The organism is Cytobacillus sp. FSL R5-0377 (assembly GCF_038004385.1).
Classification (GTDB): domain Bacteria; phylum Bacillota; class Bacilli; order Bacillales; family Cytobacillaceae; genus Cytobacillus.
The window spans coordinates 2,771,124-2,787,961 of record NZ_JBBORA010000001.1 but is presented as its reverse complement, the minus strand read 5'-3'; the positions used below and the strand labels follow the sequence as shown (position 1 = coordinate 2,787,961).

General features: G+C 41.7%; 11 protein-coding genes. 2 read left to right on the top strand and 9 right to left on the bottom strand.

Going from position 1 to position 16,838, the window contains the following annotated elements:
• Positions 1-8: 8 nt before the first annotated feature.
• The 7 genes from NSQ49_RS14315 to NSQ49_RS14285 form a co-directional block, all read right to left on the bottom strand.
• A complete protein-coding gene (locus NSQ49_RS14315; protein ID WP_251283394.1) occupies positions 9-2,537 on the bottom strand; it encodes a beta-mannosidase in 2,529 nt (842 codons plus the stop codon).
• 92 nt (positions 2,538-2,629) lie between these two features.
• Positions 2,630-3,694 carry a BtaManbiosPhlase gene (locus tag NSQ49_RS14310; RefSeq protein ID WP_251283450.1) on the bottom strand — a complete coding sequence of 355 codons (1,065 nt, stop codon included), beginning with the start codon at positions 3,692-3,694 and terminating at the stop codon, positions 2,630-2,632.
• Between the two features lie 22 nt (positions 3,695-3,716).
• Positions 3,717-4,667 carry an MTP-1 family protein gene (locus NSQ49_RS14305; RefSeq protein WP_251283395.1) on the bottom strand — a complete coding sequence of 317 codons (951 nt, stop codon included), beginning with the start codon at positions 4,665-4,667 and terminating at the stop codon, positions 3,717-3,719.
• The gene (locus NSQ49_RS14300; protein WP_251283396.1) at positions 4,667-6,262 is read right to left on the bottom strand and encodes an alpha-glucosidase; all 1,596 of its coding nucleotides are present in this window, start codon (positions 6,260-6,262) and stop codon (positions 4,667-4,669) included. The genes NSQ49_RS14305 and NSQ49_RS14300 overlap by 1 nt, the downstream gene beginning before the upstream one ends.
• Before the next feature lie 22 nt (positions 6,263-6,284).
• Positions 6,285-7,049 carry a carbohydrate ABC transporter permease gene (locus tag NSQ49_RS14295; RefSeq protein ID WP_396398418.1) on the bottom strand — a complete coding sequence of 255 codons (765 nt, stop codon included), beginning with the start codon at positions 7,047-7,049 and terminating at the stop codon, positions 6,285-6,287.
• Between the two features lie 52 nt (positions 7,050-7,101).
• Positions 7,102-7,980, bottom strand: coding sequence for a carbohydrate ABC transporter permease (locus NSQ49_RS14290; RefSeq protein ID WP_159863166.1), 879 nt, complete (start codon positions 7,978-7,980; stop codon positions 7,102-7,104).
• Positions 7,980-9,293 carry an extracellular solute-binding protein gene (locus NSQ49_RS14285; RefSeq protein ID WP_159863255.1) on the bottom strand — a complete coding sequence of 438 codons (1,314 nt, stop codon included), beginning with the start codon at positions 9,291-9,293 and terminating at the stop codon, positions 7,980-7,982. Before NSQ49_RS14285 ends, NSQ49_RS14290 begins: the two co-directional genes overlap by 1 nt.
• Positions 9,294-9,707: 414 nt before the next feature.
• On the opposite strand from NSQ49_RS14285, the gene NSQ49_RS14280 reads away from it, so the two are divergent.
• Positions 9,708-10,733 (top strand): LacI family DNA-binding transcriptional regulator, encoded by a 1,026-nt coding sequence (locus NSQ49_RS14280; protein WP_159863167.1) that lies wholly within the window; start codon positions 9,708-9,710, stop codon positions 10,731-10,733.
• Between the two features lie 80 nt (positions 10,734-10,813).
• Positions 10,814-12,538 carry a phospho-sugar mutase gene (locus NSQ49_RS14275; protein WP_251283397.1) on the top strand — a complete coding sequence of 575 codons (1,725 nt, stop codon included), beginning with the start codon at positions 10,814-10,816 and terminating at the stop codon, positions 12,536-12,538.
• Positions 12,539-12,767: 229 nt separating this feature from the next.
• Here the strand turns inward: NSQ49_RS14275 and NSQ49_RS14270 are convergent, their stop codons facing one another.
• Positions 12,768-14,708: a PTS fructose transporter subunit IIABC gene (locus NSQ49_RS14270; protein WP_251283399.1), complete on the bottom strand. Its 1,941-nt coding sequence runs from the start codon at positions 14,706-14,708 to the stop codon at positions 12,768-12,770.
• Positions 14,709-14,876: 168 nt separating this feature from the next.
• The gene (locus NSQ49_RS14265; RefSeq protein WP_251283400.1) at positions 14,877-16,802 is read right to left on the bottom strand and encodes a BglG family transcription antiterminator; all 1,926 of its coding nucleotides are present in this window, start codon (positions 16,800-16,802) and stop codon (positions 14,877-14,879) included.
• Positions 16,803-16,838 lie beyond the last annotated feature (36 nt).

Sequence of the window (16,838 nt, the reverse complement as noted above, 5' to 3'; positions counted from 1 at the left end):
CGACTAAGCTAAAACTTCTCTGTTATATCTGTTTTGTCACTATTAATAGCCGTAACTTTCAACGTATTCCATGGAATTTCCATTCCTTCAGCCTGACTTACTTTAACAGTCTTTACCTGGTTCGGCAGCAGATCAAAAAAGTTATCATCCATAACAAGCTGCTGTGCATCCATTTCAATTGTAACCATGCGAGCCAAATGATCTGTTGAAAGAGTCAGCTCATTGTTTTCTTTATTGTATTCAACTATTATGTTTACATCAGGCAAGTTTAAATCCTTTTGATCACAGAAGTAATAAGTATTTTCGCAGGTCCTATTCTTTTTAGAACGGAGGATCATTACGGCCTCCTCCGGCAAAAGCCCTCCCAAAGCCTCTTTTTCTCCAATCGTATCCAAATGATAGGATATATTCTCCGATATAGAGACGCTCCATTGCTTCGAAAACACCTCTTCACCATTCAAGCGATACACGGCAATCTCAATTTGGTCGTCGTAAATCTCCAGACGGTCGTTGACAACCCAGATTTTTAAGTCCTTTCCCCGGTCATGGTCAATCGTTAATAGAGTAGGATTGAAAAATTTCTTCGCATAATGGTATGAAGCTTTTGGCAGGAGATAATAATCAATGACTGACCAGCTTGTGCCAGGCCAGCAATCATTTAGCTGCCAAAATAACGCCCCGCTTGTCTTTGGTTTATTCCGGCGATAGTGTTCAATACCATATTTTAACCCTTCCGCCTGGGTCAGCATGGAATAAGAAATATACTCATCAAGATCCTTAGGAACTCCAGTGTATCCCTCCATCAAAAGCATACCTTTTGGATGGTGTATATCTTTATTCCTGTATGCCATCTCTTCACTGCCCCAAAAGAATTGGTCCTTAGGGATATTGCGCTCAAGCGTATAGCGGTTGGACGAAGCATGCATTCCAAATTCACTGGCAAAGGCTGTCGTATCTTTCTTGAAGTTTCTAAATGACAGTCCTTCAACACTATAATCCACGCTCTGCGGCTCCCCAAAGGTTCTGGGCTCAATATTCCCGTGCCAAACCTGCCAATTATGGCTATCCCCCTGCTCCCTGGAGTTGTGGTCATTTCCGCCAAAAGGAGAGCTCGGCCAGAACAAGCGAGTGGGATCCAGCTCTTCCAAAAGTTCAGGCATTAGTTCATGATAGATTTTTTCCCCGTAAAAAGGGTCTTTAATTTCACCAGAAGAAAACAATGCTTCATAAAGCCAGTCATTTTCATTATTTCCGCACCATAAGGCCAAACAAGGGTGATTCCTCAGGCGTTTGACGACATGTGTAATTTCATTTCTGACATTGAGCATAAAGTTCTGGTTGTAATCCGGATATAGAGCACAGGAAAACATGAAATCCTGCCAGACTAGGATACCAAGACGGTTACATTCTTCATAAAAAACATCTCTTTCATAGATGCCGCCGCCCCACACCCTAAGCATGTTCATATTGGCGTCTTTTGAGAGCTTAAGCAAATGTTTATAGCGCGAATCCGGAACTGATGCTATGAAGCTATCAATCGGAATCCAATTGGCTCCTTTAGCAAAAACCTTCTTGCCATTCAAAACAAATGTAAAGCAATGATTCCCCATTTCATCCTTTTGAAGGACTTCAATCGTTCGAATACCAATATTCTCCGCCCTATCATCAATCTTTTGATGATCTGCATATAATTCAATATTTAAATGGTATAGGTGTGGAGTCCCGATATCATGGGTCCACCATAGCTTTGGGTTCTCAACTTCAAACACAGCAATAGCCTTTTTGCCCTTCAGCTCTGCTCTGCTGGTAAACCGGTCTTCTTCACCATATGATAACTTCATCTCAATATGTAAATCTGTTTCTTTACTATATGTTTCGATGTCCACCTCAACTTCAACGAGTGCTTTATCTTCCAGAATAGAGCATGTCTTTGCAAAAACAGAGCCAATTTTGCCATACTTCCTTTTCTTTAAATGGACATCTTTCCAAATCCCTGCAGTAACAAGCCGAGGCCCCCAGTCCCAGCCAAAATGGCTTTGTGCTTTCCTAGACCATATCCGTTCTTTGCTGTATCCTGACCAATAATATTGAACTTTCTCTTTTACATGCTTGTGAATCGGGTCAAATTTTACTGCAAGAACATTTTTGCCCTTTCTTAACTCCCTTGTCACTTCAAAAGTATGACTAATAAACATATTGTCTGTTGAGCCAAGCTCGACGCCGTTCAAGTAAACCGTTGCGTATGTATCAAGCCCCTCAAAAACCAATTCATACTTTTCTTCTTTATTCTCTAGTCCATTAAAATCAAAAGCCTTACGGTACCACCATACCTTTTCCTCTACCCACTGGCATTTCAAATCATTATGCCCATAAAAGGGATCGTCGATCAGTTTCCGGTCAATTAAGGCTGAATGAACATCACCAGGAACAGAGGCAGTCATCCAGAAGTAATCAATATATTCTGGAGAGGCCACTTCTAAATCCCTCACTGCCCCAACATCAAAATGCTGAATTTTCCAATTGTTATTTAACTTCATAGAAATATAACCTTCCCATTTCATTTTGGAATTGCCATCTTAATAGATAAAAGGCCAAAATCAACTATTTGATTTTGGCACTCCTATTTCAACTATTTAATATAAGTCAGTGATTCTAAAATTTCCTTTAAGCTTAACTCGGCACATGCCATTGAGGTATCAGCCACTCCATAGAACATTTTGACAACGTCTCCTTCAACCAATGCACCGCATGAAAAGACAACATTACCAAAGAACCCTTCTACTTCATAGTCTGCCTCAGGCTCCAGGATTGGCTGATCAGAGCGGGCAATGACTTTAGTTGGATCATTTAAGTCCAGCAATACAGCTCCCATGCAATAACGGTGGTCAGCAGTAGCACCATGATAAAGCTCAAGCCAGCCTTTTTCTGTTTTAATCGGAACAGCTCCACCGCCCATACGGGCACTATCCCACATACCTTCACGCAGTCCCAGCAAATGCTTATGATTTCCCCAGTGTAAGAGATTCGTAGATTCAGCAATCCAAATTTCAGGCTCTCCTGTACTTTTTGGCACCGGCCGATGGAGAGCATAATATTTACCATTAATTTTTTCAGGGAAAATTAACACGTCCTTGTTTTCCGGCGCGAAGATCATTCCATGATGCTCGATCGTCACAAAATCCTTTGTCGAAACCATGGATTCTCCCACCCCTGCAGGTGATGCTGCACTGAAATAAATATAATACGTATCATCAATTTTCGTAATACGAGGATCCTCAATACCAAAGGTCTCCAATTCATTTGACGGATAGACAAATGGTTTTTCATCAACCGTAAAGTTATGGCCATCTTTGCTTCTGGCAATCCTCAAATAGGATAAGGAGGTCAAATAAGCAAATCCGCCCTTTGCTCCGCTTTTTTGAATCGTGCGGGGATCAGAAAAATTGAATGCAGGATCATGAATATCAAATTTCAAAATTTCAAGCTCATTTGTTTTAGGGTTATAGACAGGTGACTTTACAATGTCCGGGTCTTCGCTAATCGGACGCTCTGCCACACGCAATAGCATAATGATTTCATCATTAAACTGAGTAATTCCGGCATTGAAGGCTCCAATAACTTCAAAGTCACTTCTATGCGGTTTTACATCCATGGGTGTTACTAATGGGTTTTCTTCGTATCTATAAACATACATGGCTGGTTTCTCCTCAATTTCTTCAGTTTGTTTGTTCATAATGTAAGAACGGATCCTTTATTGTAATTTTTTGAGCTTCCGCATCACTGATTCCAGCATACAAATCAGCTGTTCCGTCAGGGTTCCTCACAATTCCTCCACTGAACACGACATCAGCTAAATCCGGACGCTTTGAAGCACCAGGAAGGAAATCGCTCCTTGTGGCGATCAGTTCCATATCTGAAATTCCCCCTGTTTGGGGATCAAGTGCGAATACCATTGGATAATAGTGGCGATCGCCTGCTTCATCAAAGGATGCCACATGTCCAAGGACACCCACCAATCCGTTTGCCAAAAGATGCGGTTCGTTAGCTCCTCCCCACTCTTCATCGGTAAATTGTCCCTCAAGCAATGGAGCCTCATTAATGACATCAATGGTCAGCTCATTTAGTGACGGGATTCTTGTCCATCCAATCTTTCCTCTGCCGCCTTTTTCTCCCTGAGGCCTTGTTAGAACGCCAATGCTTCCATCTGCCAGTTCTACAAGCCTGAGGTCCTTCATGCCATCCGGTCCATTTGAAAATTCCTGCAGATCTGAAATCGAGCTGCCCCTATAAAGAACCGTTCTCCAGCCCAGCTGGCCTTCATTTATTGGATGAGGAAAAATTTGAACTCCTCCCAAAACAAGCTCTCCAGATATCTTTGTGAAAAAGGGATCCTGTAATTCTAAAACAGGTGCACCTTCTCTCGGAATCCATTCACCATCTCTATTCACGAAGAAATAAACACTCGAGTGCTCACTGTCACGAGATTCTACCCGTCCAGCAATAACCGGCTCACCCTCATCTTCAAAAGGTGCCGTAATATTATAGACATCTCTATCACCAATACCTGTGAAGATGATCTTTTCAGGGCTGACAGGCTTTTCCTTTGAAGAAAATTCCTTCAATAGCTGTTCGCATGTTTTGACATTGTCTTTGTTTAGGACGGTCATTAGATTGAATCCTCCTTTAAAATAATGGCCTCATTTGGCAATACGTCTAAAGTCGCACCGTTAACAATGGCTTCCCGCTTATTCGAAAGCAGTAAGCTAACATTTTTTTCTCCTATATACAAAGGCTGCACGTCCTCCGAAAAGTTCAGAGCAACCATTGTTCTTTCAATCTGATTCCTTCTCATGAAGGAAATCATCCCATCCTTATATTTCAGAAATTCATATTCGCCGGTTTGCAATGAAGATTGCCTCTTGCGCAGCTTAAGTAAACACTTATAAAAAGAAAGCATGGACTGCGGATCCTTTTGCTGATTTTGAACATTTATTCCCAGGCTTTCAGCCGGAACCGCTATCCATGGACGGACCTCAGAAAACCCGGCATAGTTTTCAGCGCTCCATTGCATCGGGGTCCGGGACTTGTCTCTGGATCTTTCATTCGCCAAGGCCAATGCTTCTTCTTTTGACTTGGCTTTAATGGCTTCCCCATAAGCCAGCCTGCCTTGGACATCCATCATCTCGGAGACATCATCTGCAATCCAATCCAGCATGCCAATTTCATCACCTTGATAAATGAAAGGTACTCCTTTTGCAGTAAGCATCAGAGCGGCAATTACCTTCGCCCGGTCTTCACTTCCGCCAAAACGGGAAATATGGCGTGACATATCATGACTCGAAAAAAACAGCGTAGGCATTTGATCAGAATCATATGCCTGTTCCGTTTCGGCTAATCTGCGAAATAGCTGCTCCGCATCGAATTCGCTTATGCTCCCTATATTAAAATTAAAGGATACATCCAGCTTCCCGGTTCCAGAGTAGCGCTTTAATATGTCAATATCTTCTGACCCGACTTCTCCGACCAGGAACTTGCCGGGATATTGATGAACCACCTCGGCTATCTCTTCTATAACGGTTAAGATGCCTTCCTGGTCTTTGTCATATAGGTGAATTTGTTCCTTCTTTTCAGGATCAAAAGGATTATCCCGGAAGGTATCGTTTACCTTTAGAAAATTGATTACATCCAGACGGAAACCATCTACTCCCTTATCAAGCCAAAATTTCATTACATCAAACATTGCCTTTTTCACTTCAGGATTGGACCAGTTTAAATCCACCTGTTCCTTTGCAAAGGCATGATAATAATATTGGCCGGTATTCTCATCATATTCCCAGGCAGAACCGCTGAAGAAAGATTCCCAGTTGTTCGGTTCATCCTTCCAGATATACCAATCACGTTTCGGATGATTCCTCGATGATTTAGACTCTTGAAACCATTGGTGCATGGATGATGTATGGTTTAACACAAGATCGATAATGACTTTGATATTCCGCTTATGTGCTTCAGAAATAAAATATTCAAAGTCTTCCATCGTCCCATATTCCGGATCAATTCCATAGTAATCAGAAATATCATATCCATTATCTACTTTTGGGGAAGGATAGAAAGGAGTAAGCCATAGGCCGTCTACCCCTAATTCCTTCAAATAATCAAGCTTTGATGTTATTCCCGTAAAGTCCCCTACACCATCCCCATTGGCATCTTTAAAGCTTGGCATATATATTTCATAGAAAGCTGATTGCTTCCACCATTTAACCATTATTTGTTACTCCCATCCCAGCTTACTTAAGTGTAAATTGCATACCTTCCTGGAACTTTTTAGCGAATAGCAAGAAGATGATAATAATCGGCAATGTCAATAACACAGACGCCGCATACATCGGCCCTGGGTAACCGCCGTACGGACCGAACATTTGCGACAATAGAACGTTAAGTGTCAGCATATTGTCACTGTTTACCACAATCATATCCCATAGCAATTCTGTCCATCTTTCCATGAACAGGAACAGGAAGATAACAGTCGTAATGGATTTGGACATCGGGAGTACAATCTTGAACATAATTTGCCAGTCACTTGCACCATCCAGCTTAGCAGCTTCTATAAACGTATCCGGAATGGCCCTAAAGAAATTGGTGTACATGAAAACAGCCCACAAACTCATTGCTTTCGGCAAAATCATTCCCCAATAGGAGTCATACATCCCCACTTTTTGGATAACTAAAAAGGTAGGAATCAGCAAAATGATAGCCGGAAAAAACATTTGAAAGAGAATAAAGTTATTAACCGTTTCTCTCCCTTTAAAGGGAATCTTCGCTAATGCGTACGAAACCATCACAGCAGACACCATCATGAGCAGTGTTGAGCCGGCTGACACTATAAAGCTGTTAAAAAATGCATTAATCCACGGCCTTGGAATAACAGCCTCTCCTCCACCCAGCAGCCACTCATATGATTTCAGCGTAAACTCAGTCGGGAAAAACTTTTTATCGACCAAGTCCCATTCTGCAAAGGAATTCAGCACCATATAGATATAGGGATAAATCATAATAAGCAATAAAGTTACGGCGAACAGGTAACGGAAAAACAATCCTTTTTTCTTAGTTCCACCCATTTCGTTTCCCCCACAATTCCAAGAGTTTTCGAATGATATAAATGGCAGCAAAGGTCACAACCGAAGCGATGATCGCTATAGCGGAAGCATACCCGGCTTGAAGGTTTGTAAATGCCTTAGAGAAGATCTCCATTTGCCAAGTGTTAGTGGCAAAGTCTGGCCCTCCGCCCGTTAACTGATACACTTCTGTAAAAATGCCAAAAGTGACACCGATCGATAAAATGAATACAGTAAATAAGGCTGGATAGAGAAGCGGGAACGTAATTTTCCAAAAACGCTGCCACGGGGTTACCCCATCGATCATAGCCGCTTCATAAACATCCTTACTAATGCTCTCAAATCCAGAAGTGAGGATTAGCGCATAATATCCAGTGAATTTCCAAGCTATAATAAGTGCCACAACAAAAAGGGCTGCTATCGGTGATCCAAGCCAGTCAATATCCAGTCCAAATTGGTTTCGCAAAAATTCATTAAGGGGACTGTTATAAGATAGGATCCCTTTAACAATCAAAGACGAAACAACACCTGATGCCAAATAAGGCAGGAAAAAACCGATTAAGAACAGACCTCTGAATTTAGGCAGTCCCTGCACAACCAGAGCGACAACAATCGAGAAAGCAATAACTAAGGGGACAAATACAGCCATGAATTTAAACGTAACAAAAAACGCACTTTGCACACCCTGGCTTTTAAATGCCGCCACATAGTTTTCCACACCCACGAAACTATACGTCGGCGAGATTAAATTCCAATCGGTTACAGATAAATATAATGACCAGATCAATGGTATTAAAAAGAATACAATCGCGTATAAAAGATAAGGACTGGCAAAAAGCCAGCCCAACCATCCTTGTTTCCTGCTCATTATTTTAGAGCCCCCTCAATGGCCTCTTGCATTTCCTTCCATCCTTCTTTTGCATCTTTTTCACCTTTTACAACTGGATTGAAGGCATGCTGTCCAATAAATGTCTGAATATCATTGTATTTAGAGTTATCCATTGGCGGGATTGCATTCGGAACTGCAGCGGCATACGGCTGTAATGCTGGGTTGTTTTCAAAGAACGCTTTGAATGTCTCATTTGTTGTCAGATCATCTCGTGCAGGCGGCAATTTCGTCTTTTCAAGCCATTTCAAATCATTTTCAGGATTGGAATAAACCCAATTAATGAACTTCATCGCCGCTTTCTGCTGTTCTTCTGTTGCAGACGCATATACGACCAAGCCTTTAGTATCAGCAAAAGTTTTTACATCTTCTGTATCCATATCATCCGGAACTGGCGGAGTTGAAAGTGTATAGGTTTCGTTCCATTTCATTTCCGGGAATTTATCAGCCCAATATGAAATCGTCCATGGCCCAATGTCTGTGAAAATACCTAATCCGCTTTCGAATGGATCTTTAGCTTGTCTAACCATTAAGGCATCTTCTTCCCGCAGGTCATTCACGAAGTTAAGTACTTCAACGCCAGCTTTCTCATCAGCAGTAAAATCAGAGCCTTCTACAAATTTATTTCCATCAGATGCAGCGTTATAAAGCATAAAGAAGTCAAACCATCTTTTCCAGGCTGTCGGGTCAGCCAAATCCGGTTTTGCCCATACATATTTATCCGGGTACTTTTCCTTTAGTTTCTTTGCGACATCAAGCATTTCACTATACGTTTTTGGCGGCTCGTTAAAGCCTAATTCTTTTAGAACATCTAATCTCCATCCAAATAACATAGCGTTTGAGTAAATAGGCAATACATATTGATGGCCGTCCGCGAACTCCCATCCCTTCATGGTTTCTTCCATATTTCGGTTCTTCTTCACTTCATCCCAGCCATCCAGCTCATCAAGCGGCAGCAGTGCTTTACTTTCTGCCAGCTGAGCTGCAAAACCTCGATTAATATTTTCTGAAATCACAGGTGCATTTCCGCCGGCAATCGCTGATTGGATGCTGGCTTCAGATGTTGGGCTTTCTTTCATCGGACTAACATTCACTTTGATATCCGGGTTCTCTTTTGTGAACTCTTCGGCTACTTCTTTCCAATACACCTGCTGTGTAGGGTTTGGTGCTGCCCAAAATTCAATTGTTGTTACTCCATCTTTTGAAGCACCGCTCCCTTTCTCCTGATTACTGCATGCAGCAAGTCCAGAAACAGCAAGCGAAGCTGCAAGGATCATCGACGCCATTTTTTTCATCTTCATCCGATATTCCCCCAGTTAATTTTTATCTTTTAAATAGTAATTCCCTAAAATAAGTAAAATCGCCATCCTGCCATTTACACTATTTTTCTCATGACTCCGCCTGATTGTTAGCGCTATCATAACCTTTCAAAAAAAAGTATAATAATGAAGACGATTTCCAGCTCACTTTCAAAACTTACCATTACAAATACCGATTGGTAATTATTAAATAATTATTTTGTAACCTTACAAAACCAATTATTGCACCTTATTTTTCAAAAGTCAAACAGAATTTTCAGTATTAATTAAAATCACTACTAACTGGGTCAATATCAACTCTCAAAAATATATTGCCAAAATAATTTTGTAACGTTACAATATAATTACAAGAGTAATTACATATAGCGATTAACTAAAGGAGGTGTTCGGATGAAGAAAAAAGTAACCATGCAAGATATCGCGGATCGGCTCAATATCTCAAAGAATTCTGTATCACAGGCACTAACAGGAAAACCTGGTGTAAGTGAGGAAACAAGGCAGCAGGTCAAAAGAATGGCAGATGAATTGGGGTATTCCTACTCATTAAATCGAAACACGAAGCAAACTGGGAAAAACGGGATGAATATCGCCTTGATTGCATCAGATTATGCTTTTTCTTTAAAAAGCTTCTTTGGTGAAATCTATTTAAGTATTGAGAAGGAAGTTAAAGCACGTAATATGAATTTATTTATTGAGTCTATTAATCAAGATTCAAAAGAAAAGCTGACGCTTCCTGCAGTATTATCCAATCATGAAATTGATGGAATCTTAATATTGTCTCATATCAGTACGGAGTATATTTCAAAAATACTTGATACCGGGATCCCTACTGTTTTAATAGATCATCATTCACCTTATCTGCATGCAGATTCTATCTTGACCAATAATCGCTTCGGCGCTTTCAAGGCTGTTGAACATCTTATCCAATTAGGCCATACAGAGATTGCATTTGTAGGTGATATACATGTTTCTCCCAGCTATCAGGAAAGATTAGAAGGCTATTTACTTGCGCTAAATAAGTATAAGCTTCAGCCTAATCCCGACTTTATATTTAAGGATGCAAAGGAATCCCAGGAAGCAAACAACAACCTTTTTAATGATCTTTCGAAAGTCCCAACTGCCTGGTTCTGTGTAAACGATGGGCATGGGTTCCTTATATCTTCAGGATTACAGCAAAGGGGCTTCCAAGTTCCAGCAGATGTATCCGTGTGCAGCTTCGACAATGGACAGCTATCCCAAATAGCCACTCCCAAGATTACAACCGTCGATATCGATTTAAATTACTATGGCAAAAAAGCAGTCGAACAGCTGTGCTGGAGAATAGAAAATATGGCAGAACCGATGCACGAGATCTTACTGCCGACCGATTTGATTATCAGGGAATCGACTGCACCCAAGAAAGTGGAAAACCAATAATTTGAACCTGTTTCTGTAATCAGGTTTTTTCCCCTGGAATTTTCCAGCAGGAAATTTTAAAGAAGACGAGGAGGAACAGGATGGATTGGAAAGCATCTGCAGATAAATGGGCTTCACATTCGAATTTAGACAGCAAGTTGGCTGGAGAATTAGCACAAATTCCAAGTTCCGAACTTGAGGAACTTTTTTATAAGCATTTAGAGTTTGGGACAGGGGGAATGCGCGGCGAAATCGGTCCTGGCACAAACCGGATGAACATCTATACGATTCGCCGTGCCGCAGAGGGCCTTGCCCGATACATATCCGGGGCAGGCGAAGAAGCAAAAAACCGCGGAGTGGCAATTGCTTATGATTCCCGCCATAAATCACCGGAGTTTGCCCTGGAAACCGCTAAAACATTGGGGAAACACGGTATTAAAACATACCTTTTTAGTGAACTGCGGCCAACACCCATCCTTTCGTTTGCTGTAAGGTATTTAAACTGTTTTGCAGGTGTAGTTGTTACAGCCAGCCATAATCCGCCTGAATATAACGGATTTAAGGTCTATGGGGAGGACGGGGGACAAATTCCTCCACAGGCTGCCAATACCATTATTGAGTATGTTAATACAGTTGAAGATGAGCTGAAAATTGAGGTTCCGTCATCAGAAGAACTATTGCGAAATAATCTTTTAACTTATATTGGAGAAGAAATTGACCAGGAATACCTTTCAAACTTAAAAAGCTTACAACTAAACCCGGATGGTGTCGCCAAGGACTTAAAAATTGTTTTTACTCCTTTGCATGGCACGGCAAACAAGCCGGTTCGCGAAGGATTAGCTGCGTTCGGATTCCAAAATGTGATCGTTGTAAAAGAACAAGAGCTTCCGGACCCCAACTTTTCAACCGTTAAATCTCCAAACCCCGAAGAGCATGCAGCTTTCAAGCTTGCTATCCAATATGGGAAATCAATCGATGCTGACCTCTTAATGGCCACCGATCCCGATGCAGACCGTTTAGGCGTTGCGGTTAAAAATAAAAAGGGAGAATACATTGTTTTATCAGGCAACCAAATGGGAGCCCTTATGCTTGAGTACTTGCTTTCCCAGAAGAAAGATAAAGGGACTCTTCCTGCAAACAGTGCTGTGATTAAAACCATTGTCACCTCTGATATCGGACGGACCATAGCAGAGCATCACGGCATACAAACAATGGATACACTGACCGGCTTCAAATTCATCGGTGAGAAGATTCATGAATTTGAGCAAACAGGACAGCACTCCTTTATTTTTGGATACGAAGAAAGTTACGGGTATTTAATCGGCGACTTTGTCCGAGATAAAGATGCTGTTCAATCTGCTGTTTTTGCTGCTGAAGCAGCAGCTTATTATAAATCAAAGGGCATGACCTTATACGAAGGCCTTCTGAAGATTTTTGAGAAATACGGATACTACCAGGAAGCTTTGGAGTCTATAACTCTAAAGGGAAAAGACGGTGCTCAGCAGATTGCACATTTAATGGAGACCTTTAGAAAACAGCCTCCGCAGGAAATTAACGCTGCAGCAGTTGCCAGAATTGAAGACTATTTTTTAAGCTCCTATTTCAATTTGGACTTAGGGGAAAAAGGCGTTATCGAATTGCCTAAATCAAATGTATTAAAATATCATTTGGCAGATGGCTCATGGTTCTGCTTGCGTCCTTCAGGAACAGAACCAAAAGCGAAGTTTTATTTTGGCGTGAAAGCTGAAACATTGGAGGAAAGCCAGCTTAAGCTTCAAATGCTGCAGCAGGCAGTAATGAAGAAAGTATATGAAGTTTTAGAATAAAGGTATAATGCTTGGCTGAACTACTAGTAAAACAGCTGCAAACCAAGGTTTGCAGCTGTTTTAAATATCCCCTCAACGAAGGGCTTTATGGCATAACAGTTTCCGTTTGGATCAGCTTGGTCATTCTTTGAGATCCCTAACTTATCAGCTATATGCTGTATGGCTGGTTTCTTCATCCAGGACATACAAAAAGAGCCGGCAGCACCGGCTCAATTTTATATTATTTTATTTAATGAATTTCCTCCAGCAGCTTATAAGCTTCCTCTTTTGAAGCTGCAGTTAACAGCTGATTCCTAAAATCCTCATCCATCAACTTACGGGAAAGCATCTGTAGGATTCTCAAATGAGCGTCCCCTGCAGCTTTCTCTGGAACGGCAATCATAAAAATCAGCTTTGCATCCGAACCATCCAGGCTTCTCCAATCAACACCATCACGTTTGATGCCAAAGGCAACTGCTGGCCGCTTAACGGCATTTGATTTCCCGTGAGGAATTGCAATATTCATTCCAAGCCCCGTTGAACTCTGAGCTTCACGATTTAAGATCGCCTGTTTAAATTCTGACTTTGAACTCAAGATCCCACTTTTATCAAAATGCCCAATCAATTCATCAATTACTTCATCTCGGGTAGTTCCTGCTATGTTAGGCTCAATGAGATTCGTATTCGTTATGTCTGATAATTTTTTGATTTCAGCATCTGAAGGACCTTCTTCTATTTCAGCTTTGTCTTCATTTTCATTTAATCCTGTATTTTCAGCACCAGCTGGCACTACAGCATCTTCCACATCCTTTTTCAGCGCAGTAACCATTAATGCCGTTACTACAGAACCTACAATAGCTGCTACAAAGAACATTACCACATTATCAACCGCGCCCAACGCAGCCACAATCGGTCCGCCATGTGCCACACGGTCCCCAACATTTGAAATCATAGCGATAACTGAACCAGCCATTGAACCGACAACAATACTTGGAATCACGCGCAAAGGATCCTGCGCAGCGAAAGGAATCGCACCTTCTGTAATACCGAATAGCCCCATTGTAAAAGATGCTTTCCCTGCTTCTCTCTCCGTAGGACGGAATTTGCGTTTGTTAATAAAAGTTGCCAGCCCAAGTCCAATTGGCGGAATACAAATGGCTACCGCAATCGGACCCATAATTTCATAATTTCCTTCTGCAATCATTGCTGAACCAAATAGGAAAGCTACCTTATTGAATGGGCCGCCCATATCAACAGCTATCATAGCACCAAGGATCAAAGCCAATACGATCGAGCTTCCGCCTTGCATGCCGGCAAGCCACCCTGTTAAGGATTCAAACACCTGAGCTACAGGGGCACCAATTACGTAAATGAATAATAGCCCAACAATAACAGATGAAAGGATCGGAATAAAAATGATCGGCATGACAGGCTGTACTGCTTTTGGAACTTTCATCTTTTTAATAGCAAGAGCCACATATCCGGCCAGGAAACCGGCAATAATTCCGCCGATGAAACCCGCACCTGCTTCACTTCCATAAAAGCTTCCGTTTGCTGCAATGTAACCGCCGATCATTCCGGGCACAAGTCCGGGACGGTCAGCTATACTCACTGCAATAAAGCCCGCGAGAATTGGAACCATGAACATGAATGCCGCTCCGCCCAGGCTTTCTACCTGTTTCCAGATCGAATCTTCAGGTATAACAATTCCTCCAGGTGTCTGCTCTCCGCCTAGCGTTAAAGCAAGCGCAATCAAAAGCCCTCCTACCACGATGAACGGCACCATATAAGAAACACCGCTCATTAAGTGCTTGTATATCGGGTTTTCTTTTTGTTTACCTTTAGCGGGCGCTTCTTTGGACGCTGACTCCGGTTTATATATAGGAACGTCCCCATTTTGAATCTTCTTTATTAGCTCCTCAGGTTTTCTGATCCCATCCTGAACACCGGTTACAATCACTCTTTTACCTGCGAAACGCTCTTTTGGGACCTCCTTGTCAGCCGCGATAATAATTCCGTCAGCTTCAGCAATGTCCTGTTCCGTTAGTGCATTTTCCACACCAATAGAGCCCTGTGTTTCAACCTTTATATCCACGCCCAGCGCTTCGCCGGCCTTTTGCAAATTCTCTGCAGCCATATACGTATGGGCAATACCTACTGGACAAGCGGTAACTGCTAATATTTTAGCCATGGTCTAACCTCCTGGTTGTCAAAATCTGATGTAATCGCTTTCCTATATAATAAATCTAATCTTGTCCTTATATTTTTTTTATTTTTACCGGAACTTACGGTAAAAAGGAATTTTTTCATAAAAATAGACAGTGGAACTGTCATTCCACTGCCCGAATTCTTATTATCTTCATTCCATTTCTTCCAGCAATCTAAAAAAGTCTTTACCATTTTCTGCTGCAATCAACTCATAAACAAGATGCGGCGATTCACTAATCGCGGCAATCCCGCCAATAATATTTCGGATTTCACCCTGGTTTTCTTTTGAAATGGCGAGCATGAAGACAAGAGAAACTTGTTCATTTCCCCATTCGATTGGCTCCTTCATGATCCCTATCGCTAAAGCGGTCTTATAGATCATGGCAGGATCCCCATGAGGAATGGCAATGCCCCCGCCAATTGTGGTAGCTGAATTCCTTTCACGATTGACTGCACTATGGATAAATTCTTTTCTTACATAGTCTTTATCGTAAAGAGCCATTGCCAGCATTTCAACAACTTGGTACCTATGTTCTTTTTTAACATTAAAAAATATTAATTCTGGCACTATAAATGCAGAAAAGTTAATTTGCTTCTGCTGCTGGCTTACTTTCCTCTTAAGCCTCTCCACAAATCGGCTTAACTTATTCTTATCTTCTTGTCCAAAAAGAGGTGAAATCTGGATATACTCAATGTCTTCTTCTTCAAGAGGAACTGTTGAAATGATGAAATCAGCTTTATGCTCCTTCAAGGCATCTGTAATCTCCCTTTTGCCAATGCAAGCAACTATCTCAATATCCTGATATTGCTGTTGAATTTTAGCTTCAAGCAAATGTGACATCCCGATGCCCATATGGCAGACAATCAGCGCCTTCTTTTTCTCCACTTTTCTATTCCCTTCCATTCGCTCAATAGATGCTTGAAAGTGCAGAACAATATAAGCAGCTTCATCTTCGGGGATTTCCAATCCGATACTATCTTTCATTTCCTCAAGTGCCAGGATTACCATGCTGAACATATAGGGATACATCTTTTTTATATTTGCAAGCAGAGGGTTTGTGATTGGGAACCCATATTTAATGCGGCTAATAACAGAATGCATATGGACAGCAAGCCCATTTTGCAAAATAGGATCTTCCTCAAATGGAAAGAGTGTCAGATTTCCCATCATCCGCACAAGCTGGCGGACAACCTCCTTAGACTCTTGATCGTACTGCAGAATCTGCTCTGATTCTTCTGCCCGCTTTCCACTGATAAGATGCCACGTAAAATAGATTCTCTCAGCCTCAGGGAACCTTAGCCCGAATGCCTCTTCTAACTGTTTAAAGAACCAGATGGCATATTGATATTCTTTTCGGTTCAAAGCCGTTGCCCTTTCTGAAGCCTGAACAAAAACAGGCGACTTTTGCCTTATCCGCTTAACCATAATCAAAGCATGAACAAGCAGGCTATCCAAGGCTTCGGCGGTAAAGCCGATACTGTATTTTTCCTGCAGCGACTTAAGCGCTTCTTTTACAATCGCAATTTCATAAGAAAAGAATAGGTCCAGCACGATATTTTTTCTATTTGAAAGAGTGGGTATTAACTCAGACAGGTGTGCCATGGCATTCCGTTTCTTTAACTCCGGCCCTTCAATCAGACTGCCGATCCGCTGCTTTGACACAACCTCAAGGTCAAAACGCTGTAGCCAATAGGTAATTGTATCAATATCCTTTTTAATAGTCGTTTTCGGCACATAGTAACGGTCTGCCCAATACTGAAGTGTAATGGCCTTTGTGCTGGCCAACAGCTGAAAAGCCATCTCAAACAGCCGCTCCTCTGCCGTTTTCTGCTCATTTGAAAACAGGCTGCGCAACATCTCCTTACGTTCTGATTCATCTATTTCAATTGAAATTCCAATACCAGGCTTGCGCCGAAGACTGACCCTTGATTCCTCCAAAAATTCCTCCAGCCGATCCAGATCATTCCGGACTGTTTTCTCAGAACAATCCAGGTCTTCAGCCAAATCCTTTATCTGCAGTGCCCCTTCCTCGTGTAGGAGCAATATTTTAAGTAGTTCCCTTTGTCTATTGTTCATTCTTGCACCTGCTAATAAATTTGATATAGGTAAAGT

Coding starts and splice junctions, on each gene's coding strand:
- NSQ49_RS14315 (WP_251283394.1), bottom strand. CDS start 2,537: ATGAAGTTAAATAACAATTGGAAAATTCAGCATTTTGATGTTGGGGCA.
- NSQ49_RS14310 (WP_251283450.1), bottom strand. CDS start 3,694: ATGTATGTTTATAGATACGAAGAAAACCCATTAGTAACACCCATGGAT.
- NSQ49_RS14305 (WP_251283395.1), bottom strand. CDS start 4,667: ATGACCGTCCTAAACAAAGACAATGTCAAAACATGCGAACAGCTATTG.
- NSQ49_RS14300 (WP_251283396.1), bottom strand. CDS start 6,262: ATGGTTAAATGGTGGAAGCAATCAGCTTTCTATGAAATATATATGCCA.
- NSQ49_RS14295 (WP_396398418.1), bottom strand. CDS start 7,049: ATGATTTATCCCTATATCTATATGGTGCTGAATTCCTTTGCAGAATGG.
- NSQ49_RS14290 (WP_159863166.1), bottom strand. CDS start 7,980: ATGAGCAGGAAACAAGGATGGTTGGGCTGGCTTTTTGCCAGTCCTTAT.
- NSQ49_RS14285 (WP_159863255.1), bottom strand. CDS start 9,293: ATGAAAAAAATGGCGTCGATGATCCTTGCAGCTTCGCTTGCTGTTTCT.
- NSQ49_RS14280 (WP_159863167.1), top strand. CDS start 9,708: ATGAAGAAAAAAGTAACCATGCAAGATATCGCGGATCGGCTCAATATC.
- NSQ49_RS14275 (WP_251283397.1), top strand. CDS start 10,814: ATGGATTGGAAAGCATCTGCAGATAAATGGGCTTCACATTCGAATTTA.
- NSQ49_RS14270 (WP_251283399.1), bottom strand. CDS start 14,708: ATGGCTAAAATATTAGCAGTTACCGCTTGTCCAGTAGGTATTGCCCAT.
- NSQ49_RS14265 (WP_251283400.1), bottom strand. CDS start 16,802: ATGAACAATAGACAAAGGGAACTACTTAAAATATTGCTCCTACACGAG.